The organism is Pseudonocardia sp. DxW, assembly GCF_058448985.1.
In genome coordinates this window covers 17,217-37,852 of the sequence record NZ_JBZFLK010000016.1, presented here as the reverse complement: position 1 = coordinate 37,852, position 20,636 = coordinate 17,217, and the positions used below count along the sequence as shown (strand labels likewise).

The window sequence follows — 20,636 nt, the reverse complement described above, 5'->3', positions numbered from 1 at the left end:
AAGGTGCGGGTGCAGCCCAGATTCAGGTGGTCGACGCAACATCAAGGGACTGCAAGTACATGTTCTTTCAGTCCCATCTACGGCTGGAGTATTAGGAGACGTGCCAACTGGAGGCTTTATCCCCGAGGAACCGAGTGACGAGCATGGCGATGTGGTTCGCTACGTGCGCGCTGGGGTGCAGAGGTAGTACGACATGGCTGATGGCGAGGCGGGTGGCGGTCTCGGCGGCGTCGCGAGCGTCTTCGGGTGAGACGTCGGGTCGCACAGTGATCACCGCGTCGGCGAGTTTCCCCCGTGCGGCGCTGATGACCGGCTCGGCGTCGGTGGTGAGCAGCGGAAGCAGTTCGTCGCGCCCATCGGCGGTGAGAATGGACTTGAGCAACGGGTTGGTGGCGGCGGTGTCGAGGGTGTATAAGACTGCTGCGCGCCATTGCTCGAACACATCGTCGCTACCCGCGAGAGCCTGGTCGACGCCGTTCAGAAAGTGGTCGGTGAGCTGTAGGACTAGCGCTTGGGCGAGACCCCGCCTATTGGTGAAAGTGTTGTAGATTGTCTGGCGGCTCACCCCGAGGCGGATCGCGACGGTCTGGACTTGCAGGCCGTGCCAGCCGTGCGTGGCGACCTCGTCGGCCGCGATGTCGAGGGCGCCCTGGATGATCCTTTGACGACCGCTGTCGTATGAGGCACGCACGCGCCCCAGACTAGCGATCGCGTTCGCATGGCCGGGTCGGCGACGATGCGCCGGGGCACCAAGGCACCGTCGTCCTCCAGTCGAACTCACTCGCCCCAGCGCCAGAACTTGACAACAACCGGGACCGTGTCCACGGTGACGATGTCAGGTACGGACTCGGCAGTCGCGCCCGGCCGGGCGGCGAAGTTTGGAGCGTCAACGATGACCCAGCATGTGACCCGCTCGGCGAGCGGAAGCCCGGACCGGCCGTACGACGAGCTCGACATCTCCTCGCGGGCGTTCTGGTCCACCTCGGCGGACGTCCGGGAGAAGACGTTCTCGTTGTTGCGCGAACGGGGCACGGTCACCTGGCACCCGCCGTTCCAGGAGCAGCTGCTCGAGGATCCCGACGACTACGGGTTCTGGGCCGTCACCCGCTACGACGACCTCGTGGAGGTCACCAAGCGCCACGAGGACTTCCTCTCGGGGCCGGGCATCCTCATGGAGAACCTGCCCGCGGAGCTGGTCGAGGCTGCTCAGTCGATCATCGGTATGGACCCGCCGCGGCACACCAAGATGCGGCGACTGGTGGCCGCGGCGTTCACACCCAAGCAGATGCGCCGGATCGACGACCGTATCCAGGCCAACGCGCGAATGGTGGTCGACGACCTCGAGAAGGCGCTGGAACGCGACGGCGGGCAGACCGACTTCGTCGCCGAGTGCGCCGAGCTGCTGCCGATGCACAACATCAACGACATCATGGGCGTGCCGGACGGCCAGCGACAGCAAGCCGCGCATGAGATGAAGGTCGGCACCAGCTGGAATGACCCTGAGTTCGTTGGTGAGACCAAAGAGGAAGTACTCGGGAGACTGTTCCAGGCGATGACCTTCTCCCACGGGCTGGCTACGTCGCTGGCCGGGGAGCGCCGGGAGAACCCGACCGAGGATCTGATCAGCTCGCTCGCCCACGCCGAGGTCGACGGAGAGACGCTCACCGACGAGGAGATCGGTGCGTTCTTCGTCCTGCTGACCATCGCCGGTAACGACACCACCCGCCAGTCCACCACCCACGGCCTGCGGGCGTTGACCGACTATCCTGCTCAGCGCGCCTGGCTGCTCGACGACTTGGAGGAGCGGATGCCGGACGCGGTCGAGGAGATCGTGCGCTGGGCAACGCCGATCATGACCTTCCGCCGCACGGCCGGCCGGGACTGCCAGCTCGCCGGCCAGCAGATCACCGAAGGCGACAAGGTCGTCATGTTCTACTCCTCGGCCAACCGCGACGAGAGCCGCATCGAGCGTCCGCACGAACTCGACCTCTCGCGCCACCCGAACCCGCACATCAGCTTCGGCGGCGGGGGCATCCACCACTGCCTGGGCAACCAGCTGGCCAGGTTCCAGCTTAAGGCCCTGTTCACCGAGCTCCTGACGCGTCTCCCCGATCTGCAGGCCGGTGAACCGGAACTGACCCCCGGCAACTTCTTGAACGTCGTCAAGCGGATGTCCTGCTGGCGCCAGAGCTGATTGGTTCGGTAGTCCTCGTCGATTCAGCAGGACAGGGAACCGCCACAGGCACCGCCAGGCGATCGGCCCGCTACTGGGAAGGACTTCTTGTTGAAGGTGCACATTGACACCACCCGCTGCACCGGCCACGGATTGTGTGAGGCCGTGGCGGAGGACATCTTCGAGGTCGGTGACGACGGCATGGCCCACCTGCTGGCCGATCCCGACGCAGACCGGCGCGGCGAGGTCGACCAGGCGGTCGCCGAGTGTCCGACCCGCGCCTTGTCGGCCAGCGGATGACCGGACCCCACAGACACCCGGTCTCACCGCCTGGCGGCCCCGCCGATATCCCCGCCAATGTCCTTCCCCCGCACAGCGAGCAGTGCATGGGGTGCGGCCTCGCCAACCCCGCCGGACTGGCGATGCAGGTCCGCCGGGAAGGCGAGGACGTGGTCTGCGACCACGTCTTCGACAGCCGTCAGGTCGGCGCGCCCGGACTTGCCCACGGCGGCGCGGTCGCCGCAGCCTGCGACGACCTGTTCGGGTTCGTGCTCTACCTGGTGGCTGAACCCGCCGTCACCCGCACCCTCGAGGTCGGGTACCGGCGCCCCGTCCGTCTGGGTATCACCCACCGCATCCGTGCCCGCCTCGTGCACCGGGAGGGTCGGAAGCTCCACCTCGTCGCCGAGGGCACCGACCCCGATGGCGTTCTCTGTTTCGACGCCCGCGCGGTGTTCATCGTGGTCGGCATCGAGCACTTCACCCGCTACGGCCCTGCACGGTTCGAGCACGTCTTCGCCCCCCCCGCCCCACCCACCAGCTCCGGCACGAGCGCCAACGATCAGGAGACGACCTCATGACACGCATCGGCACCGGGGATCATCGCGCGGGCACCTCGACCGACGACATGGTCGGCGTTGCCGGTTACCCGCACCGCCCCGCTGGACACTGTGGCTCCGGTTCGCTGCGCGACCTCTTGGAATGGGCCGGCCTGTCCTGGAGCGAAGACCCTCTCGACGAAGGAACCGTCTTCGGCCTCAGCGGAGAGCTGGGATTCGGCTACACCCGCGGTCCTGGCCTGGGTTCACCGTTCTACCTGGTCGGTCGCGGCCCCGACCTGACCGAAAACCTCTGCCGCCGCCTGGGCATCGGCCTCGAGGTCCGCGCCACGGACGACGCCGAGCAGGGACGCGCCTGGCTCCACGAAGAACTCGACGCCGGCCGGCCGCTTCTGTGCTGGGCCGACATGCGCGAACTGCCCTACCTGCGCGTCCGCATGCAGATGAGCCGTCACGATATCGTCGTCACGGGTTACGATCCCAGAACCGATCAGGTCCGCGTCATCGACAACGATCGCCCCGACCCTCAGCTCATTCCCGCCGCCGCGCTCGCCACCGCCCGCGCCTCGACCGGCTTCCCCCAACCGACTCGTCACACGTGTTACCCCATGTGCTTCCCTGCTGCGCTGCCGGACCGCGCGTCCGCCGCGACCAGCGCCGCCGCGGGTGCCGTCCACGCCATGCGCCACCCCGCGCCTGCACTCCAGTCCGCGACCGAAGGGGTGGCCGCAGCCGGGCTCGACGGCATCGCCGTCTTCGCCGACGACCTCGACCGCTGGCCCGAACTCTTCGGCACCGGGTCGGCCAACGGACCAGACCTCCATACCGCTCTGATGACACTCGCGGCCTTCATCGAGAAGGCCGGCACCGGCGGCGGCTTGTTCCGACGCCTGCAAGCTGACTTCCTCACCTGGCTCGCCGCCACTGACGCCGACGCCGAGCCAGCCGCTCGCGCCTACCGCGATCTCGCCGACCGCTGGACTCAGGTCGCCGCCGCTGCGGTCAGCGACCCAGAGCCATCGACTGCCTCACGGCGTTGGCGGACAACACGCGACCTCGTTTCCGAGCTACCCCACCGTGAAGCGGCAGCTCTCGGCGAGCTGCAGAGTCTCGCAGACCGTGCCACATGACGCGCGGCCGCGCAGGAGAGAAGCGACCGCCCGGGGGCCCTCGCCGATGTCGACCACCTTCCGCACTTCCCGAAGCGTGGTGACCACAACGCCGCTCAGACCGAGTCTTCGTTCCTCCCAGAGAGGTGTGAACTCAGCCGGTCGATGTACTCGCCGAATGCCGCATCAACGTGGTGGTCGAGCGCAAGGGCGAGCGACGCCTGAAGCGCTCCGGCCGTCGCAGGCCGGATGCGGTCGATGAACGCCGCCACTGCCGGGACCTCGCCGGGGGACGGCATCCAGCCCGGGGCCCGACTCCTGAACAGGTAATCGGACATGATCTCGACGAACCGTCGGGCGGTGTCGTCGACGGCGCGGCGGACCTGCGCTCCGAGGGAGAGGACCTCACTGGTCGGAACGCCGGCGGCGATAAGGTCGGCAGTGGTCCGGAGCAGCCGCGGGCTCGGTACGCGAAAGTCGGCACAGTGCTCGGCGAGGTGGCCTCCCGGCGGAAGCTCGATGAGGCCGACGTCCGCGGCGGCTCGGACCAGTTCCCGCACCTGCGCTTCGGACGGCTCGCCGTCCGAAGGAGACAGCAGCGACAGCAGTTCCGAGCAAGTGATGGTTTCCGGAAGTTCCTGGGCGAAGAAGCTGGTGACGACCTGTTCGAGGCCGAGGACATCGGCGAGATCGCGGCCGTCCTGCCAAGCGCGAAGGAGTTCAGCGATGTTGCTGGCGGTGTATCCGCGGTGGAGGAGACGCCCGATCAGCTGGAGTCGCGCCAGGTGGGTTCCATCGTAGATCCCGACCCGGCCCTCGCGTCGAGGCGGCGGGAGCAGGCCACGCTCCTGGTAGGCTCGGACGTTGCGTACGGTGCTGTTTGCTGCTCGCGCCAGCTCGTCGATCCGGTACTCGGACATCTAGCCGTCCTCGCGATGGTCGGAGGTCTGTTCGGCGGACGGTATCGCCCCGGCTGTCGCCTCCCCTCGATCGTCCGGAACCCAGGCAAAACCGAATGCACCGCCGAGCACTCCAAGCACGAGGCCCAACCCGAACCCTCCGAGGTTGGTAGTCACCACCGAGGCGACCGCGATGATGACGGCCCCGACCCCGGCGAAGGCGTGGCTGCGGGGCTGGAACACGAGGAACAGGCCGAGGACACACAGTCCGGCCCCGAAAAGGAAACCTGAGGTCCCGGCGACCCCGGGAAGCAGGACAACCGACAATGAGGCACCGGGCAAGATCAGCAAGCTTACCCCGGCTGCCGCGGTGAGCACGCCGCCGAGAAGCGGCCGACGTCGCCCCCATGACCGCCAGGAGCCGGTGTGCCTGTAGGCCGACGTGGAACGAGTGTGCGCCCCGCTCACAAGCACTCCGGCTGATCGCTGCCCACACGTACCTCGGCGCCAGCGAGCTGGAGTTGGTTGACCGTGGCCCAGCGAGCCGTGGCGCTGACGTCGAGCACAAGCCCGTCGATCGTCGCCGGCACACCTCCGGTAGAGGTGTCGATCGGGGTACCGTCGGGGGCGGTCTGCTCACGGTTGAGCCCAAGTTGCTGCCCCGCCGCGCCGAGACCATCGATGCTCTCGATGGCGAGCTGCAACCGACCAGCGGTCACGTCACGATCCGTCGGGGTCGTCGCCCTCAACACATAGCGTCCAGCGGGAGTGTCGACCGCAGTGGAGGCACACAGCCCAGCAACCCGGACCCGACGTAGATCAAGCACCACGACGGGCTGTCTCGACCCGTCGGGATTCTGCACGAACGAAGGAAGCGCACCGAACGCCTCCCCGTTGAACCGCTGAGCACTGATCTTCAAGGTCTGCTGGCCCTCGAGAGCCAGAGCGACCGGCACCGCACCGGTCAGCGCACCAACAGCCATGGCGCCGATCGACAGGGTTGCGGGCGTCAGCACCAGCACCAACCGACGCCACGAGACCCACCCCTCGCGCCCCGGCGGCTTCTTGCGGTGTCGAGTGACCTCGGGCCAGCTGCGCGGATCGACATCCATAGCGAGCTCCTCGTCTGTGAGCAATGAGCCAACCGTAACAAGGCCATTGATCGATGGTTATGTTGCCTGCTGCCCGCAACTGACAGAACCGTAAGCAGACTCCGGGAAACCGGGGGAACCGAACCTCACACGACGACGCGCTCAACGAACTGGCTCAGTCTGCCCAAGCCGCCGACGCGACTCTTCGTTCCGTTGTTCCTCGACCCCCGGCCAGCTGGTGGCGGCGCTGGTTTACCTAAAGACGTTGTGACCAGAGCGATGAGTCGGGGGCAGCAGGGGGGCGCCCACCAAGGATCCGGGGGACTCAGCTGCCGCCGCGACCTGTCGTGTCGGTGGACTGGCCGGCGGCGTAGAAGGTAGATACGGCGTAGCTGGGGTGCCGGTCCAGGTTGTGCCGCGAGGAATCGTACCGGCGGGTCGTTCGCGGATCGCGGTGTCCGGCTCCATCTTGGACATCGCGCAGGGATACCCCGGCGTCGAGGGCGGCGGTGACGAAGGTATGGCGCAGGCTGTGCGGGTTGATCCGGTCGGCCTGGGGCAGCCCGGCGCGCCGCGCCAGGCGCCGGATGAGCCGCCAGGCGGCGGGTTCGTCGACCCTGCGCCCGGTGCGGGTGGCGAACAGCGGGCCGCTGGTGCGCCCGGCCAGGTAGACGGCCAGGGCGTGGATCACAGGTGGGGCCAGCGGCGCGGTCGCGGTGTGGCCGCCCTTGCGGCGCAGCCGCAGCACCTGGTGTCCGCGTTCGGTCTGCAGGTGTTCGACGTCGCGGGACAGTGCCTCGTCGATCCGCAGCCCGTTGTGCACGAGCAGGCTGATCAGGGCGTGGGACCGGGTTCCGTCGGCGGCCGCGGCGGACAGGAGCCGGGTGACCTCGTCGCGGTCCAGGCCGGTGGACACCGAGTCCTGCCTGCTCTGGGGGCGGATCACTCCGGTCATCGGGGACCGGTCCAGGACGTCCTCGCCGACGCCGTAGGCATACAACCCGGCCAGCGTGGAGAGCTTGCGCGCGATCGTCGACTCGGCGGCCGGGCGCCCGGTGCGCGGCTGGGGCTGGGCGAGCTCGTGGGCGTAGGCGTCGATGTGCACCCGCCGCAGCCGCAGCGGATCCAGGCCGGCCTGGGCGCACCAGGTGTAGAAGTCGCGGATGTCGCGGGCGTAGGCGCGGCGGGTGTGCGGGGAGCGCCGGGAGAGCACGAACGCCGTGGCCAGCCGCCAGGCCGGATCGTCATGCCGGTGGTCTCGGGGCGAAGCCAGCGCGGTGTCGAGCAGCAGGGTGGGCCGGTCGGCCGGGTGCGGGCGGCTCATCGGAGTTGGCCGTGGTAGACGCTGGTGTCGGTGTCGACCAGCCAGGCCAGCACCTCGTCGTGGGCGGCGAGGGCGGTCCGCAGCGCGGTCGCGGCGGCCGCGGCGGCGGCGGTGGCCGAGCCGTCGGCCGTCCGGCGGGCGTGCCCGTGGAGTTGCGCGCGGATCGCGGCGGCGAGGGTGGCGATGTCGTCGACGGTGAACCCGTCCAGGCTCGCGCGGGTCCGGGCCCGCAGCTGGTCCGCCGTGCGCGGATCGGTCCCGCGACCCTCACGCGGTCGGGCGGCCGCACTGCGCTGCTCGACGGCCGGGGCGGGCAGCGACGGGACCACGCGCAGGTGCGAGTGCCTACCCATCGTGGGGCGCTCCTTCGGTGTCGGTGACCGGGGCGGGGGCCGCGGGTAGGGCCGGGGCGCCGGCCGCCCGGGGCGCGCGCAGCAGTTCCCACGGCGAACCGGCCGACGGGGTGTACTGCCGGTGCAGGTAGGCGGCTTCGAGCTCGGCCGGTAGCGCCGCGGTGGCGAACCGGATCAGCCCCGGCACCCGCGGGTGCGGGGTCCAGCCCCGGATCGTGCGGGCGGCGACCACGAACCCGGACACCGCGCCCAGGATCGGCAGCGCCAACCCGACGCACAGGTCGGCCACCACCGGCCCGGTGCGCCACCAGCCCACCCATGCCGACTCCGGCGGCCGGCGAGCGGCATCCCAGCCGGCCACCGCGCGCTGATTGTCCGGATCCGGGTCCGGGGCGGCCGGGCGCAGGCCCACCGCCAGGGCGACCGGCTCGCTGCCCGGACCCTCGGGGCTCTGGGGCAGCCGCGGGCGGGCGGCCAGGGCGGCCAGCGCGGCGGGGTCGAGCAGCAGCGTGCCGCCGCGCCCGCGGCCGTGCACCCCGGCGGGCAGCACCTTCGCATCGATCAGCTTGCGCACCTGGTAGGCGCTGCGGCCTAGCGCGCGCCGCGCCTGCGGGGTCGTCGCGAACGCCGGAGCCGCCGCGGCCGCCACTGTGGTCATGGAAACAAGCTAGCACCGGGTACGGGGTCAGTGAACGACTCCGCGACACCAGAACCACCACTGAGCGCAGAGCAGGATAAGAGGCATTATCCTGTATATATTTCGTAGCGTTGTGCAATAACGTAAACAAACGTTATTGACAAGAACGTAACGCATGCGCTAGCGTCTCCCGCATGAGTGAGGGCGAGCACAGCGGCGGGACCGGAGGCGGCGTCGACGGGGCCGGGCTGTTGGAGCGGTTCGCCTGTCAGATGCCCGGGATCCCGGGCGGCTGCCCGCACGTCATCGAGCAGTACGCCGGCACCGGCGGGCGCAAGCCCAAGTACTGCGGCCAGACCGTGGACGGGGTCCCGCACACCCGCTACACCGCCCTGCGCGTCCGGGAGGGCAAGCTGACCCTGCCCACCCCCGGCTCGCGCCCGGACCCCGAGCCGGCCCCGGTGCGGCCGGTGTCCTACGCCCGCGCCTCGATCGAGGGCCTCGGCGGTGAGCTGCGCGACCAGCTCGCCGCCCACCAGGCCTGGGCCGCCGACTTCGCTGCCCGCCTCGAGGCGCAGCTGGCCACCGCGACCGACCCCGACGCCGCCGCCGCCGAAATCAGTGCCGCGCACCGCGACGCCCGCACCCGTATCGACGCCGCCGAGGCCGCCCGCGACGACGCGGCCACCCGCGCCCGGGCCGCCGAGACTGCGGCCACCACCGCCGCTAGGGCTCAAGCCGACGCCGAAGCCGCCGCCGAGACCGCACTGGCCGAGGCCGACGACGCCGCCGTCGAGCGCGACCAGGCCCAGGCCGAGCGTGACGAGGCCCGCCGGCAGCGCGACCAGGCCCACGCCGACCGCGAGCAGCTCCAGCAGCAGCTCGATCAGACCCGCACTCGGTTGGCCGAGGCCGAGCACACTCGCGACGACACCGAGGCTGCCCGGGCCCGGCTGGCCGACGACTTCGAGCAGGTCCGTACCGAGTTGGAGCGGCTGCGCGTCGCGCACGAGCAGGTCACCGGCGAGCGCGACCAGACCAGCTCCGAGCTCGCCGCCGCCCGCGAGGAGGCCGAGGGCCAGCAGCGCCGGGCCGCGACCGCCGAACACGACCGCGACACCGCCACCGCGGCCCGCGAGGAGCTGCGTGCCGAACGTGACCAGGCCCGCGAACGCGCCGAGCAGGCGGGCCGCGAGGCCGGCGAGGCCCGCACCGCCCAGGCGGTAGCCGAGGCCCAGAACCAGGCCCTGACCCGCCAGCTCGCCCACGACATCGCCACCGAACGCGCCCACGCCCAGCAGCGCCTCGACGACCAGGCCGCCCGCTACGACCAGCAGATCATCGAACTCCGCACCCAACTCGCCGCCGGACCCGATCGGCCACCCCGTGGCGAAGCCGCGCCGGCCGCGACACGGCGCCGGCGCGCCAGCCGTAGCGGCGGGCGGTCACCGGAGGGCACCGACACATCCCAGAAACCGCCCGAGCAGCCGCAGGAGTAGCACCATGGCGACTACCACCCCGGCCCAGACCGACCGTGCCGCGGCCACCCAGCAGCAGGCCCGAGCGCTGCAACTCGCCCACGCCCACCGCGCCACCCAGGCCATCCACCGGGCCGCGCTCGCCGCCGAACACTCCGACCCGCTCGCCGACGCCCAGGCCCGGCTGCAGGGCATCACCACCGCGATCCGTCAGACCGCACACCCCGCATTGGCCGACGCCCTCGACGTCGAAGCCACCAGCGGGGCCGTCCTGCAATGCCTGCTGACCGCCGACGACGACACCTCGGCCGCCGGCCTCGAGGACGCCCTGGCCGATTACCAACATCGCCGTGCCGACGTCGACGCACTCCTGCCCACCACACGCCCGACGGCCCAGTCCTGAGCGCACCCCTGCCCGCTCAGCACCCGTGCGACGGGCGACTCGCCGCGTGCGTTCTCGGCGCTGCGCTCGGCCCATTTCCGCGCGGGGCGAACCCGGGGGCCGCGTAGCAGACGATCTGTCGGGGGACCGTGCGATGCTCACGGCGTGAGCCGGCCCCCGCGTCTCTACCACGCCGTGACCTGCACCGACACGGCCTGCGACCCGTCGTGCCCGATCGGTGATCCAGACCTGACCGGTGCTGACCCGCCACCGCCGGCCGCGTCCGTCGATCCGGGCGACCCGGAGCGCTGGACACCGGGCCGGCGCCGTTGTTGCCCCTGATACACGGCCGTCGAGCACTGCACGCCGACTACGGTCGATAGCGACCGAACGTCTAAACCGGACACCTGCCCGAGGGTGTGACGGTTCAGGAGGAGTGACCCCGTGGCCCTTGAGACCATTGCGTTCGAGCTGGTGGCGCCGAACGTCGACCTCGGTCGGCAGCGCGCCGTCGAGGAGGCAGGCAAGGTGCTGGAGCACTCGGCAGCGTGTGGCATGCAGGATCGTATTGGGCACATTCTGATCCCCGGCATGATCGAGGAGGACGACGACCGTCCGGTGGCGATGAAGCCGAAGATGGATGTCCTCGACTTCTGGTCGACGATCTCGCCCGAGCTTCCGACCCGTTGACTGCACTACTGTGGCGCGCTGTTGATCGTGACTGGGGGGAGACCCGTCAGCTCCGCGCCGAGCAGCTCCACGGCACGCCACGACCAGTCACTGCGACCGCACCCCGACGACCTCACCGTCAACCCGGCCAGATCGTTCTTGTGTGCCATTAACGCACAAGAGTAGAGGCGTGGTCACCGCTCCTCCAGCACCGTGCGCAGCGTGTCGAGCTCGAGCAGGGCCTCCAGGCTGAGCCGCTGCGCAGCCGGGGCCGGGGCGCGGTCGGTCCACGACTCGGGCACCGTGACCCGCCCGGTCGGGCCGCTCTCGCAGACGAACACGACTTCCCCGGCCCGGCGCTTGACGAACAGCACCGGCACCCGCTGGCCGGCCAACACATGGAACGGATGGACGATCAGCAAGTCCGAGGGTGCACTGGACGCGGTCGCGCTATGACGTGACCGTCGGGATACCGAGCGGACGCCGCTTACCGTTCGCCTTGGGGATGTAGATCCGACGAACGGCTCGAGCCGCAGACCGATGCCCGTGCTGCTGGACCCGACGAGCCAGTTCTACCCGTTCAGGGCTCGACAGCGCGGTCCGGCCATCGATCCCGGCGGTCCGTCGCCCCTGGTTGTCCTGCGCGACCCGTCGCGTGCTGAGCAACGCGTTCGCCCGGGACCGCAGCATCAACCGTTGCAGGTTGCGCACCTTGCGGTGCTCACCTGCCCTCGATGCCGTGAAGATCCGCTGCCGCAACCGCCGTACCTCGTCCTCAGCCCGGGCCCAGTTCACCTGGTCCCAGTCCTCGGGGAAGTCCCGCGGTCCGTCCACCACCACCGAAGTGGTGGCGTCCAACGTCCCCGCAGGTGCTGACGTCACGTTCATCGTCGTCTCCACAGACTCACCTGACCCGCGTGGGCTCCCTTTCGGGCCGAGCACACTGCCCGTATCCGGCCGGTTCGACAGCATACGGCCAGGAGGCGGCCGCTACTCGTGCTGTCTTCCCGTCGCCTTTCGGCGTGCCGGCGTTCGCTTCTCGGGTCATCCTGTTCCCGCCCAGGGATTCCGCCTTCCTCGCGGTCGACCTACCAGCCCAAGCGGCTGGACCCAGACGGGGTTTCCACGTTCCACATGCATGAGACACGGACGGAGTGGGCGCCCTCTGTACCCCGGGGACGATGGTGCTCACCCGGCCGCGGTGCGTTTCGCAGCCGGCATTCGCCGCTTCTCAGCGGCCAGTCCCTGATCTCGGCCCGGTCCTGACATCCCTTCCACCCGGACCTTCAAGATGACGAGGCATCAACCAAGGGTTCACTCTCGTTCGCCCGCCCGTGGTCGCGTCCGCGGACGTGGTGGATAGAGATCGACACCACCGTGTGAGCCTTCGTGGTCAATCTAGGCGCTGATCGCGCCGGTCGTCACCTCCACGGTCGTCGTCTCGGCGGCTGGTGGGTTGGTCGCGGCGCGGGCCTTGGCGAGGAGTTCGAGGCTGATGTAGCGGCGGCCTTCGGCCCATTCGTCGGTCTGCTCGGCGAGCACCGCTCCGACGAGGCGGATCACGGCGGTGCGGTCGGGGAAGATCCCGACGACGTCGGTGCGCCGCCGGATCTCCTTGTTCAGCCGCTCCTGGGGGTTGTTCGACCAGATCTGGCGCCACAGCTCCCGCGGGAACACCGTGAACGCCAACAGATCACCGCGAGCGGAGTCGAGGTGCTCGGCCGCAGCCGGGAACTTCTCGGCCAGCCCGTCGACGACCCGGTCGAACTGGGCGTGCACCGAGGCCTTGTCGGGCTGGTCGAAGACGGTGCGCAGCAGCGTGAGCACCCACGGCTGCGCCGACTTGGGCACCTTCGTGGCCAGGTTGCGGGCGTAATGGGTGCGGCACCGCTGCCAGCTGGCCCCGGGCAGCGTGGCCTCGATCGCGCCGACCAGGCCCTGGTGGCTGTCCGAGATCACGAGGGCGACTCCGGACAGGCCGCGGGCGACCAGCGAGCGCAGGAACCCCAGCCAGCCGGCCCCGTCCTCACCGGAGACGACCTCGAGCCCGAGCACCTCGCGTTGCCCGTCGGCGGTGACCCCGACCGCGATCAAGGCGTGCACGATCACCGTGCGCCCGTGTTCGCGGACCTTCTGCGTGAGCGCGTCCAGCCACACGAACGCATACGGGCTGTCATCGAGCGGGCGAGACCGGAACGCCTCCACCTGGCTGTCCAGGCTCTTGGCCATCTCACTGACCTGCGACTTCGACAACCCGGCGATCCCGAGCTGGCCGACCAGCTTCTCCACCCGCCGGGTCGAGACCCCGAGCAGATAGCTGGTCGCCACCACCGAGACCAGGGCCTGCTCGGCGCGCCGACGGCGTTCGAGCAGCCACTCCGGGAAATACGAGCCGGTGCGCAGCTTGGGGATCGCCAGCTCGACGGTGCCGGCGCGGGTGTCCCAGTCCCGGGCCCGATATCTGTTGCGCGAGTTCACCCGCCCGTCGCTGCGTTCGCGGTACCCGGCCCCGCACACCGCGTCTGCTTCTGCGGACATCAACGTCTCGGCGAACTGTTTGATCATCGCCCGCAGTAGATCCGGGCTGGCCTCGGCGAGCCGGTCATCGAGCCAACCGGCAACGTCGTTCACACTGTCTGACGCGGCCATCGCGTCTCCTCCCTCGAGAACCAGAGCACTCGAAGGATCACGCGGTGGCCGTCTCACATCCCGACGCCACGCCGATCACCAGCAACGACGCCGTACACCACATCCGTGGACGCAACCCCGCCCGCCCCCCGTCCTCTCCTCGCCCGTGGCCCCCGGGAAGGAACGAGGGCCCTTCGGCTTGAACCCTGGGCTCCGCACCCCGCAGTTACCCACGACGCACGCCAAGGAGGAGACCGGCCATCGAGCACGAGCCGGGGATCATGTCACCACCACAGGAACCTCCTCCACGGTGATCCACTCACTACATGCGACCTCGTGTCGCACGCGCACGGTCTTGCCCTCCAGGGCCAGACGGATGCACTCGACGCGCACAGCCGCTGCACGAACCCGCCGATCACCGCCTCGAACCGGTCGGCGTCGATCTGACCGAGGATCCGGCGGATCGTCGACTCCGACGGACACCGATGCTCCACGCTCAGCGCGGCGGCGACATCGGCCGGCAGGTCGGTGACCCACTCGGCGACCGCAACGAACGAGCGAGCCCCAGCCGCGACCGCGCACACCGCGGCGGTCAGCACCACGACCAGCCCGTGTCGGACCCCGCGACGCTTGCGCGGATCGATCACCTCGCCCAGAACATCGGCCAGGTTCGGGGCAAGCACGACCGGATCGGGTAGTTCCACCCCGCCCACCTGGTCGGCGACGGCAGCGATCGACAATGATGCAGGCGCGGGCACGGCTCTCTTCCGATGATCAAGGCTGGCGTCAGAACCGCCATGATCACCGCCAGGGTCGTGCCCGCACCCGTACCTACGGCCGCGTGTCGTCGCAGCTCAGCGCCCAGTCACCGCGACTTTGCCGACCCCCTGCGTGACGGCTGGCGGCCCGGGGAACTCGTCGGGGGCACTGAACGCAGCGTCGCCCTCGCCGCGCGGGGCTGACCCTCGCGCGGCGTCTCGCCGTGCTGGCGCCTCTGGCATTCCGTGCAGTACGGTCCGGTGTAGTGATCACTCCATACACAGTGAGGTGTGTTCGCCGCCGCCGTTCCGGGCGGGGCGGACCCCCGGGGAGGGAAACCGTGTGATGACAGGAACCGGATCGCCGTACGTCCAGGAGTTGCTCGCGGAGCGCACCATGACGCCCGAGCAGGTGTGGGACGCCGCGGAGCGACGCCTGGACCGGCCGGTCACCGAGGAACTGAACACCGCGCACGAGGTCTGCGACCGGTGGGCTCGCGACCGGGCGCGGCTGGCGATCGTCGTGCGCCACCCGGGCGGCCGCAGCGAGCGATGGACCTTCGCCGACCTGGCCGAAGCCTCGAGCAGGCTGGCGACCGCACTGCACGGGGCGGGTCTACGGCGCGGGGACCGCTTCGCCTCGCTCTGCACCCAGCAGATCGAGGCCTACATCTGCGCGATCGCCGCGTGGCGCTCCGGCCTGGTGTTCATGCCGCTCTTCGTCGGGTTCGGGCCGGAGGCGCTGGCGCAGCGGCTCAACGCCGCCGAGGCCTCCGCGATCGTGGTCGACCAACACTATCGAGAGAACCTCGAGGCGACCCGGGCGCTGCTCACCGGGGACCCGGTGATCTACACCGTCGCCGGGAACGGCGGTCGCGGGCTCCGCGCGGGCGACCGCAGTCTCTGGGCGGAGATCGACCGCCACGCGGGTGCGGGACCGGCGGTGCGCACCGCCGCGCAGGACCCGGCCACGCTGATCTACACCAGCGGCACCACCGGAGCGCCGAAGGGTTGCGTCCAGCCCCATTCGCTGATCCTGGCCCTGCAGCCGTTCGTCCGGCACACCTTCGCGCTCGAGCCGTCGGACTTGTTCTTCACCGGCGCGAACCCCGGCTGGTCCTACGGCCTCTACACCACGGGCGCCGGGGTGATGGCGCTCGGTGTGCCACGGGTGGTCTACGCGGGAGACTTCGACCCTGCGGAGTGGCTCCGCATGTGGACCGACGAGCGGGTCACCTACGTGGCGGGCGCGCCGAGCGCCTACCGTCGGGTGGTCACGGCGGCCGCCCGCTCAGGCGGCCTCCCGTACGGGCTGCGCGGCGCGACGAGCGCGGGCGAGCCGCTCGACGCCCCGCTCGTCGAGGCGTGGCGGGCCTTCGGCACTGCGAGCGACATCCAGGACGGCTTCGGCCAGAGCGAGGCCGGAATGCCGCTGGCCAACCTGGCCTACCCGGACGCCCCGGTCGTGCCCGGCGCCCTCAGCTCGGTCGTCCCCGGGTTCGAGGTCGATCTGGTGGACGAGGACGGCAAACTCCAGGACGAGCAGGGCATCATCGCGCTGCGCAACCCCCGCTACCTCGCGAGCACCGGCTACTGGAACGCCCAGGAGCGCTGGGACGCCCGGTGGCGGGACGGCCGGTTCCTCACCGGGGACCTGGCCCGCCGCGACGAGCAGGGGCGCTGGTGGTTCGTCGGTCGGGACGACGACCTCATCGTGACCTCCGGCTACAACGTCGGACCGACCGAGGTGGAGAACGTCGTCCTGAGCCGCCCCGGCGTCGCCGAGGTCGCGGTCGTCGCCGCGGCCGAGCCCTCCCGGGGGTCGGTGGTTCGTGCCGTCGTCGTCGCCGACGGCACTGTGCCGCAGGACAGTCTCCTGGCGGACATCCAGTCCGCGGTCCGCGAGCGCCTCGGCCGCCACGCCTACCCGCGCATCGTCGACTTCGTCGACGCCCTGCCACGCACCGAGACCGGCAAGATCCGCCGCAACGTCCTCCGTGATGAGCACGCCGCCGCTTCCTCCTTAGCACCGTAATCGACACCTCGGAAGGTGGGTATGCAATGACGCAGTATCACATCGGTTGCGACATCGGCGGGACGTTCACCGATGTCGCCGCAGTGAACGATCGGGGCCTGGTCTTCACCGACAAGGCGGACACGACTCCGCTGAACCTCGCCGAGGGACTGATCAAGGCCCTCGAGAACGTCGCGGGTCGAATCGGCCTGCCCCTCTCGGAACTGCTCCGCGACACGACCCGGTTCGTCAACGGCACGACCGCGGTCACCAACTCCATCGCGGAGCTCAAAGGGGCCCGGGTCGGGCTCGTCACGACCCGGGGGTTCGGTGACAACCTGCTGATCGCACGGTCCGCCCGCAACGCCCACCGAGACCATCACAAGCAGGCCAACCTGCCGCAGATCGTGCGCCGCGACGACGTCGTCGAGGTCACCGAGCGCATCGACCGCAAGGGCGAGGTGGTGGTGCCGTTGCAGGAGGCCGAGGCAAGGGCTGCGATCGCCCGCCTGGTCGACAGCGGTGTCGAGGCCATCGCCGTGTCGCTGCTGTGGAGCTTCCTCAATCCGGCGCACGAGGAACTGCTGGCCCGGATCGTCGCCGAGGAGCACCCGGCCGTCTTCCTCAGCGTCTCCTCACGCCTGCACCCGGTGATCCGGGAATACGAGCGAACGATGACGACCGTGCTGAACTCCTTCACCGGACTGCGGGTGGCCGAGTACACCGGCCGGATCGAGAACGAGCTCGCCGAGCGCGGTCTGCGCGTACCAATCGCCTTCATGCAGGGCTTCGGAGGCACCCTGTCCGCCGACGAGGCGCGAAGCCACCCGATCACGCTGATCGACTCCGGCCCGGCGGGCGGCGTGATCGGCGCCCAGGCCCTGGCCAAGCGCCTCGACCTGCGCAACGTCGTGACCGCCGACATGGGCGGTACGTCCTTCGACGTCTCGGTCCTCCAGGACGCGACCACGATGGTTACCCAGCGCGTGATGCTGCGGGACCAGTTCCTCACCGCGCTGTCCAAGATCGATGTGTTCCCCATCGGTGCGGGCGGCGGAAGCATCGCGTGGCTCGACGCCCGCGGCATCCCACAGGTTGGACCGCACAGCGCGGGCGCGGAGCCCGGACCGATCTGCTACGGCAAGGGCGGCACGACGCCCACGGTCACCGACGCGGCGGTCGTGCTCGGGCTGCTGGCGCCGGAGGCGTTCCTGGGCGGCAGCCGGCGGCTCGATGTCGAGCCCGCGGCAGAGGCGCTGCTGCGCGACGTCGGCAAGCCGCTCGGGCTGGACGCCCAGCAGGCGGCGGCTGCGGTGTACCGGATGGTCACCGCGAACATGAGCAACGCGGTGCGGTCGGTGACCGTCGAGCGCGGCCACGACCCCCGCACCTTCTCGCTGTTCTCCTTCGGCGGTGCGGTCGGCATCTTCGCCGCCGACATCGCCCGCACCACAGGAATCCGCCGGGTCGTCCTGCCCGCCGACGCCGCGGTCTTCTCCGCGCACGGACTGCTCGCCTCCGACGACGTCCGCACCCAGGCGCGGTCGGTGATGTGGAGCGGCGGCGACGCCTCCGAGGTCGCGCGAAACCTGCGGGACCTGGAGGCCTCGCAGGTCGCGGCACTGCACGCGGCGGGCTACTCCGACGACGACATCGACGTCGAGTGGCAGGGCGACCTGAAGTTCGCGGGCCAGCAGTGGGAGCTGCGGCTCCCCATCCCACGCAAGCCGGACCTCGCCGAGGCCGACCTGGTGGCCCTGCAGGAAGCCTTCCCTGAGCGCTACGAGGCCGAGTACGGCGCGGGCACGGCCTGGGTCGGCAGCCCGGTCGTCCTGATGTCGGTCCGGGTCGTGGCAACGGGACGGGTGCAGACCTTCGAACCGGTGCCCTCCGAGGTCGACCCGTCCGGCGTCCCGGCCCCGACGCCGTCCGGCAGGCGCGAGGTCTACCTCCCGCTCAGCGGCGAGCGCACGACGGTCGACGTCTTCGACGCGACCGGGCTCGCCCCGGGCTGTGAGCTGCCCGGCCCGGCCATGGTCGAGCACCCGCTGACCACCATCCAGGTGCCCGCCGGCTGGAGCCTCAGGGCCGACCAGTGGGGCAACCTCGTCCTCACCGACGGCAGCTCGACCGGGACCGACGAGACAGACACCAGCGAGAGCCGGAACATCCCGGCCCGCCCGACCGCGGAGGCGGCGCGATGAGCACCCCCACGATCCTATCCGACAGCGACGTCGACCCGGTCACCGTCGACATCTTCTCCAAGGCGCTGGAGAACATCGCCTGGGAGATGGGCCTCGTCATGATGCGGGCCTCGGGCAGCCCGGTGATCGCCGAGGCCGTCGACTTCTCGACCTTCATCGCGGACGCCGACGGGGACATCATCTGCTACGGCGGGTACATCACGATGTACCTGGGCACCGCCCGTCAAGCCGTCCGACACGTCCTAGAGACCGTGCCCCGGGACAAGATCCGCCCGGGCGACATGTTCATCTGCAACGACCCCTTCACCACCGGCAACGCCCACCAGGTCGACGTCGGGGTGGTTCGGCCGATCTTCGCAGGCGACGAGCTGATCGCCTGGTGCTGGGCTGAGGCGCATGTCGCGGACTTCGGCGGCATCGCCCCGGGCGGATTCGCGCCGATGGCCACGGAGACCTACGGCGAGGCGCTGCGCCTGCCGGGTGTCAAGATCGTCGACCAGGGCGAGATCGTCGACGACGTCTGGCGCATCATTGAGACAAACATCCGGGTCCCCCAGCTCGTCCAGAGCGACCTGCGCTGCTTCATGGCGGCCTGCAACCGCTGCGACGACCGGATGCAGGACCTGCTCGAGAGCTACGGTGTCGACGCCTTCCGCCGCTACATCGCCGTGGCCAAGGACCTGGCCGAGCAGGCCGTCCGCCGCCGCATCCAGACCCTGCCCAACGGGGTCTACGAGGCCGAGGACTACGTCGAGCACAACGGGCACACCAACGGGCTGCACCGGCTCCACTGCACCCTCACCGTGGCCGACGACCACATGGTCTTCGACTTCACGAAATCCGCGCCGCAGACTGACGGCTTCGTCAACTGCAGCGCGCCCATGACACTGGGCTGTGCCACCACCCCACTGCTGATCTCGCTGCTGGCCGACCTGCCGATCAACCAGGGCACGCTGCGCCCTATCGAGGTCCTCACCGAGCCGGGCTCGATCTGCGACGTGCAGATGCCGGCACCGGTGTCGTCGGGCCACCTCGAGACCGGGCTGCGAGTGTGCAAGGTTGTGACCCGGCTGCTCGCCGAGGTCCAGGCCGAGAGCAGCGACACGTTCGTCCGCGAGCACATCATGGCGCCGTGGCAGGACTCCTGGAACGGCGGCATCTTCTACGCGCCGGACGAGGCCGGTCAGCTCGCCCCCTTCCTCGACATGCACGGCGGCGGCAGCGGCGCCGGGGCCCAGTCCGTCCTGGACGGGATGGACGTCGGCGGGGCGCTGGCCCAGCCGCAGAATAGCGTGCCGGACATCGAGATCAACGAGCTCGGGTTCCCCGTGCTGTACCTCTGGCGTCGGCTCAACCAGAACTCCGGCGGGCCCGGGACCTTCCGCGGCGGCGATGGGGTCGACCTGGCCTGGACACCCTGGTACACCACCGGCGGCCAGGCGCACGTCTTCGTCGGGTGCTGGCAGGTGCCACCGCCCGGGGTCTTCGGCGGCTACCCCGGCTCGACGAGCGGCTTCGACCTGGTGACGGGCGGCGCGGTCGACCAGGGGTTCGCCCAGGGCGTGCTCCCGACCCGGCTCGACGAGATCGCAGGCACCGCCACCGCGCTCGACGGCAAGCAGTTCGGCCTGGTCGTCGGCCCCGGCGACGTGCTGCGGCTGCACGCCGGCGGGGGCGGCGGGTTCGGCGACCCGCTGCTGCGTGACCCGGTGTCGGTCGCCACCGATGTCGCCGCGGGGGCCATCTCCGCCGAGACGGCGCGGGAGGCCTACGGGGTCGTGCTGGCCGAGGACGGGGACGTGGACCGTGCCGCGACCGCACGTCGTCGGGACGAGGTGCGCGCGGAGCGGCGCACCTGGCCGCAGGAGGGCGAGCACCGGGTGCGCCGGGGTCTCGCCGCCGCCCGCCTGGGCGGCTGGGGCCAGTGGTCCCACCCGATTGACGAAGTCGAGGTCGTGGAGATCGCCGACCCGGAGACCGGTGAGCTCTTGCGGGTGGACATCCAGGTCGCCGCCCAGGGCAGGTGACCGCGGTGGGGCGGGCGACCCGCCCGCCCCACCGTCTCACCGCACACACGA

21 protein-coding genes are annotated in these 20,636 nt (G+C 70.4%); 10 read left to right on the top strand and 11 right to left on the bottom strand.

Annotated features, from left to right (window positions below):
* Positions 1-91: 91 nt before the first annotated feature.
* Positions 92-691 (bottom strand): TetR/AcrR family transcriptional regulator, encoded by a 600-nt coding sequence (locus ACVJO7_RS23420; RefSeq protein WP_177238810.1) that lies wholly within the window; start codon positions 689-691, stop codon positions 92-94.
* Between the two features lie 201 nt (positions 692-892).
* Here ACVJO7_RS23420 and ACVJO7_RS23415 point away from each other — a divergent pair, with 201 nt between their 5' ends.
* From ACVJO7_RS23415 to ACVJO7_RS23400, 4 genes are all read left to right on the top strand, one after another.
* Positions 893-2,194 carry a cytochrome P450 gene (locus ACVJO7_RS23415; RefSeq protein ID WP_093355335.1) on the top strand — a complete coding sequence of 434 codons (1,302 nt, stop codon included), beginning with the start codon at positions 893-895 and terminating at the stop codon, positions 2,192-2,194.
* A 96-nt stretch (positions 2,195-2,290) separates the two neighbouring features.
* Positions 2,291-2,473 (top strand): ferredoxin, encoded by a 183-nt coding sequence (locus ACVJO7_RS23410; protein ID WP_342743056.1) that lies wholly within the window; start codon positions 2,291-2,293, stop codon positions 2,471-2,473.
* Between the two features lie 122 nt (positions 2,474-2,595).
* The gene (locus ACVJO7_RS23405; protein ID WP_491674650.1) at positions 2,596-3,033 is read left to right on the top strand and encodes a PaaI family thioesterase; all 438 of its coding nucleotides are present in this window, start codon (positions 2,596-2,598) and stop codon (positions 3,031-3,033) included.
* Positions 3,030-4,142, top strand: coding sequence for a BtrH N-terminal domain-containing protein (locus ACVJO7_RS23400; RefSeq protein WP_218163008.1), 1,113 nt, complete (start codon positions 3,030-3,032; stop codon positions 4,140-4,142). The genes ACVJO7_RS23405 and ACVJO7_RS23400 overlap by 4 nt, the downstream gene beginning before the upstream one ends.
* Before the next feature lie 95 nt (positions 4,143-4,237).
* Here ACVJO7_RS23400 and ACVJO7_RS23395 read toward each other — a convergent pair whose 3' ends face one another.
* The 6 genes from ACVJO7_RS23395 to ACVJO7_RS23370 all read right to left on the bottom strand — a co-directional run bounded on the left by ACVJO7_RS23395 (position 4,238) and on the right by ACVJO7_RS23370 (position 8,446).
* Positions 4,238-5,041 (bottom strand): MerR family transcriptional regulator, encoded by an 804-nt coding sequence (locus ACVJO7_RS23395; protein WP_093355350.1) that lies wholly within the window; start codon positions 5,039-5,041, stop codon positions 4,238-4,240.
* Positions 5,042-5,488: a DUF6114 domain-containing protein gene (locus ACVJO7_RS23390; protein ID WP_281248747.1), complete on the bottom strand. Its 447-nt coding sequence runs from the start codon at positions 5,486-5,488 to the stop codon at positions 5,042-5,044.
* Positions 5,485-6,132 (bottom strand): DUF6230 family protein, encoded by a 648-nt coding sequence (locus ACVJO7_RS23385; protein WP_143105623.1) that lies wholly within the window; start codon positions 6,130-6,132, stop codon positions 5,485-5,487. The genes ACVJO7_RS23390 and ACVJO7_RS23385 overlap by 4 nt, the downstream gene beginning before the upstream one ends.
* A 304-nt stretch (positions 6,133-6,436) precedes the next feature.
* A complete protein-coding gene (locus ACVJO7_RS23380) occupies positions 6,437-7,435 on the bottom strand; it encodes a tyrosine-type recombinase/integrase (RefSeq protein ID WP_491674649.1) in 999 nt (332 codons plus the stop codon).
* Positions 7,432-7,788 (bottom strand): hypothetical protein, encoded by a 357-nt coding sequence (locus ACVJO7_RS23375; RefSeq protein ID WP_177238811.1) that lies wholly within the window; start codon positions 7,786-7,788, stop codon positions 7,432-7,434. Before ACVJO7_RS23375 ends, ACVJO7_RS23380 begins: the two co-directional genes overlap by 4 nt.
* On the bottom strand, positions 7,781-8,446 hold the full coding sequence (locus ACVJO7_RS23370; protein WP_093355359.1) for a hypothetical protein: 666 nt from the start codon (positions 8,444-8,446) through the stop codon (positions 7,781-7,783). The genes ACVJO7_RS23375 and ACVJO7_RS23370 overlap by 8 nt, the downstream gene beginning before the upstream one ends.
* A 173-nt stretch (positions 8,447-8,619) precedes the next feature.
* Between ACVJO7_RS23370 and ACVJO7_RS23365 the strand changes: the two genes are divergently transcribed.
* The 3 genes from ACVJO7_RS23365 (at position 8,620) to ACVJO7_RS23355 (ending at position 10,975) form a co-directional block, all read left to right on the top strand.
* Positions 8,620-9,924, top strand: a complete 1,305-nt coding sequence (locus ACVJO7_RS23365) for a hypothetical protein (protein WP_491674648.1) — start codon at positions 8,620-8,622, stop codon at positions 9,922-9,924.
* Positions 9,925-9,928: 4 nt separating this feature from the next.
* Positions 9,929-10,306, top strand: a complete 378-nt coding sequence (locus ACVJO7_RS23360; RefSeq protein WP_491674647.1) for a hypothetical protein — start codon at positions 9,929-9,931, stop codon at positions 10,304-10,306.
* Between the two features lie 423 nt (positions 10,307-10,729).
* On the top strand, positions 10,730-10,975 hold the full coding sequence (locus ACVJO7_RS23355; protein WP_491674646.1) for a mycobacterial-type methylenetetrahydrofolate reductase: 246 nt from the start codon (positions 10,730-10,732) through the stop codon (positions 10,973-10,975).
* 173 nt (positions 10,976-11,148) lie between these two features.
* Here ACVJO7_RS23355 and ACVJO7_RS23350 read toward each other — a convergent pair whose 3' ends face one another.
* From ACVJO7_RS23350 to ACVJO7_RS23335, 4 genes are all read right to left on the bottom strand, one after another.
* Positions 11,149-11,376: a DUF5372 family protein gene (locus ACVJO7_RS23350; RefSeq protein ID WP_491674645.1), complete on the bottom strand. Its 228-nt coding sequence runs from the start codon at positions 11,374-11,376 to the stop codon at positions 11,149-11,151.
* 28 nt (positions 11,377-11,404) lie between these two features.
* Positions 11,405-11,854: a reverse transcriptase N-terminal domain-containing protein gene (locus tag ACVJO7_RS23345; RefSeq protein WP_491674644.1), complete on the bottom strand. Its 450-nt coding sequence runs from the start codon at positions 11,852-11,854 to the stop codon at positions 11,405-11,407.
* A gap of 498 nt (positions 11,855-12,352) precedes the next feature.
* The gene (locus ACVJO7_RS23340; RefSeq protein WP_491674643.1) at positions 12,353-13,603 is read right to left on the bottom strand and encodes an IS256 family transposase; all 1,251 of its coding nucleotides are present in this window, start codon (positions 13,601-13,603) and stop codon (positions 12,353-12,355) included.
* A gap of 263 nt (positions 13,604-13,866) precedes the next feature.
* The gene (locus ACVJO7_RS23335) at positions 13,867-14,340 is read right to left on the bottom strand and encodes a transposase family protein (protein WP_491674642.1); all 474 of its coding nucleotides are present in this window, start codon (positions 14,338-14,340) and stop codon (positions 13,867-13,869) included.
* Between the two features lie 346 nt (positions 14,341-14,686).
* Here ACVJO7_RS23335 and ACVJO7_RS23330 point away from each other — a divergent pair, with 346 nt between their 5' ends.
* The 3 genes from ACVJO7_RS23330 to ACVJO7_RS23320 are packed head-to-tail and all read left to right on the top strand — an operon-like array spanning position 14,687 to position 20,585.
* Complete coding sequence (locus ACVJO7_RS23330) at positions 14,687-16,375, top strand: AMP-binding protein (protein WP_491674641.1); 1,689 nt, start codon at positions 14,687-14,689, stop codon at positions 16,373-16,375.
* Between the two features lie 26 nt (positions 16,376-16,401).
* Positions 16,402-18,558, top strand: coding sequence for a hydantoinase/oxoprolinase family protein (locus ACVJO7_RS23325; protein ID WP_491674640.1), 2,157 nt, complete (start codon positions 16,402-16,404; stop codon positions 18,556-18,558).
* Entirely contained in the window at positions 18,555-20,585 is a 2,031-nt protein-coding gene (locus ACVJO7_RS23320; protein WP_491674639.1) for a hydantoinase B/oxoprolinase family protein, read from the top strand. The genes ACVJO7_RS23325 and ACVJO7_RS23320 overlap by 4 nt, the downstream gene beginning before the upstream one ends.
* Positions 20,586-20,636: the final 51 nt, after the last annotated feature.

Bases quoted from the DNA above. Each gene is read 5' to 3' on its own strand.
- ACVJO7_RS23365 (WP_491674648.1), top strand. From the start codon at position 8,620: ATGAGTGAGGGCGAGCACAGCGGCGGGACCGGAGGCGGCGTCGACGGG.
- ACVJO7_RS23320 (WP_491674639.1), top strand. From the start codon at position 18,555: ATGAGCACCCCCACGATCCTATCCGACAGCGACGTCGACCCGGTCACC.
- ACVJO7_RS23380 (WP_491674649.1), bottom strand. From the start codon at position 7,435: ATGAGCCGCCCGCACCCGGCCGACCGGCCCACCCTGCTGCTCGACACC.
- ACVJO7_RS23360 (WP_491674647.1), top strand. From the start codon at position 9,929: ATGGCGACTACCACCCCGGCCCAGACCGACCGTGCCGCGGCCACCCAG.
- ACVJO7_RS23395 (WP_093355350.1), bottom strand. From the start codon at position 5,041: ATGTCCGAGTACCGGATCGACGAGCTGGCGCGAGCAGCAAACAGCACC.
- ACVJO7_RS23370 (WP_093355359.1), bottom strand. From the start codon at position 8,446: ATGACCACAGTGGCGGCCGCGGCGGCTCCGGCGTTCGCGACGACCCCG.
- ACVJO7_RS23415 (WP_093355335.1), top strand. From the start codon at position 893: ATGACCCAGCATGTGACCCGCTCGGCGAGCGGAAGCCCGGACCGGCCG.
- ACVJO7_RS23400 (WP_218163008.1), top strand. From the start codon at position 3,030: ATGACACGCATCGGCACCGGGGATCATCGCGCGGGCACCTCGACCGAC.
- ACVJO7_RS23325 (WP_491674640.1), top strand. From the start codon at position 16,402: ATGACGCAGTATCACATCGGTTGCGACATCGGCGGGACGTTCACCGAT.
- ACVJO7_RS23405 (WP_491674650.1), top strand. From the start codon at position 2,596: ATGCAGGTCCGCCGGGAAGGCGAGGACGTGGTCTGCGACCACGTCTTC.
- ACVJO7_RS23385 (WP_143105623.1), bottom strand. From the start codon at position 6,132: ATGGATGTCGATCCGCGCAGCTGGCCCGAGGTCACTCGACACCGCAAG.
- ACVJO7_RS23375 (WP_177238811.1), bottom strand. From the start codon at position 7,788: ATGGGTAGGCACTCGCACCTGCGCGTGGTCCCGTCGCTGCCCGCCCCG.
- ACVJO7_RS23330 (WP_491674641.1), top strand. From the start codon at position 14,687: ATGACAGGAACCGGATCGCCGTACGTCCAGGAGTTGCTCGCGGAGCGC.
- ACVJO7_RS23340 (WP_491674643.1), bottom strand. From the start codon at position 13,603: ATGGCCGCGTCAGACAGTGTGAACGACGTTGCCGGTTGGCTCGATGAC.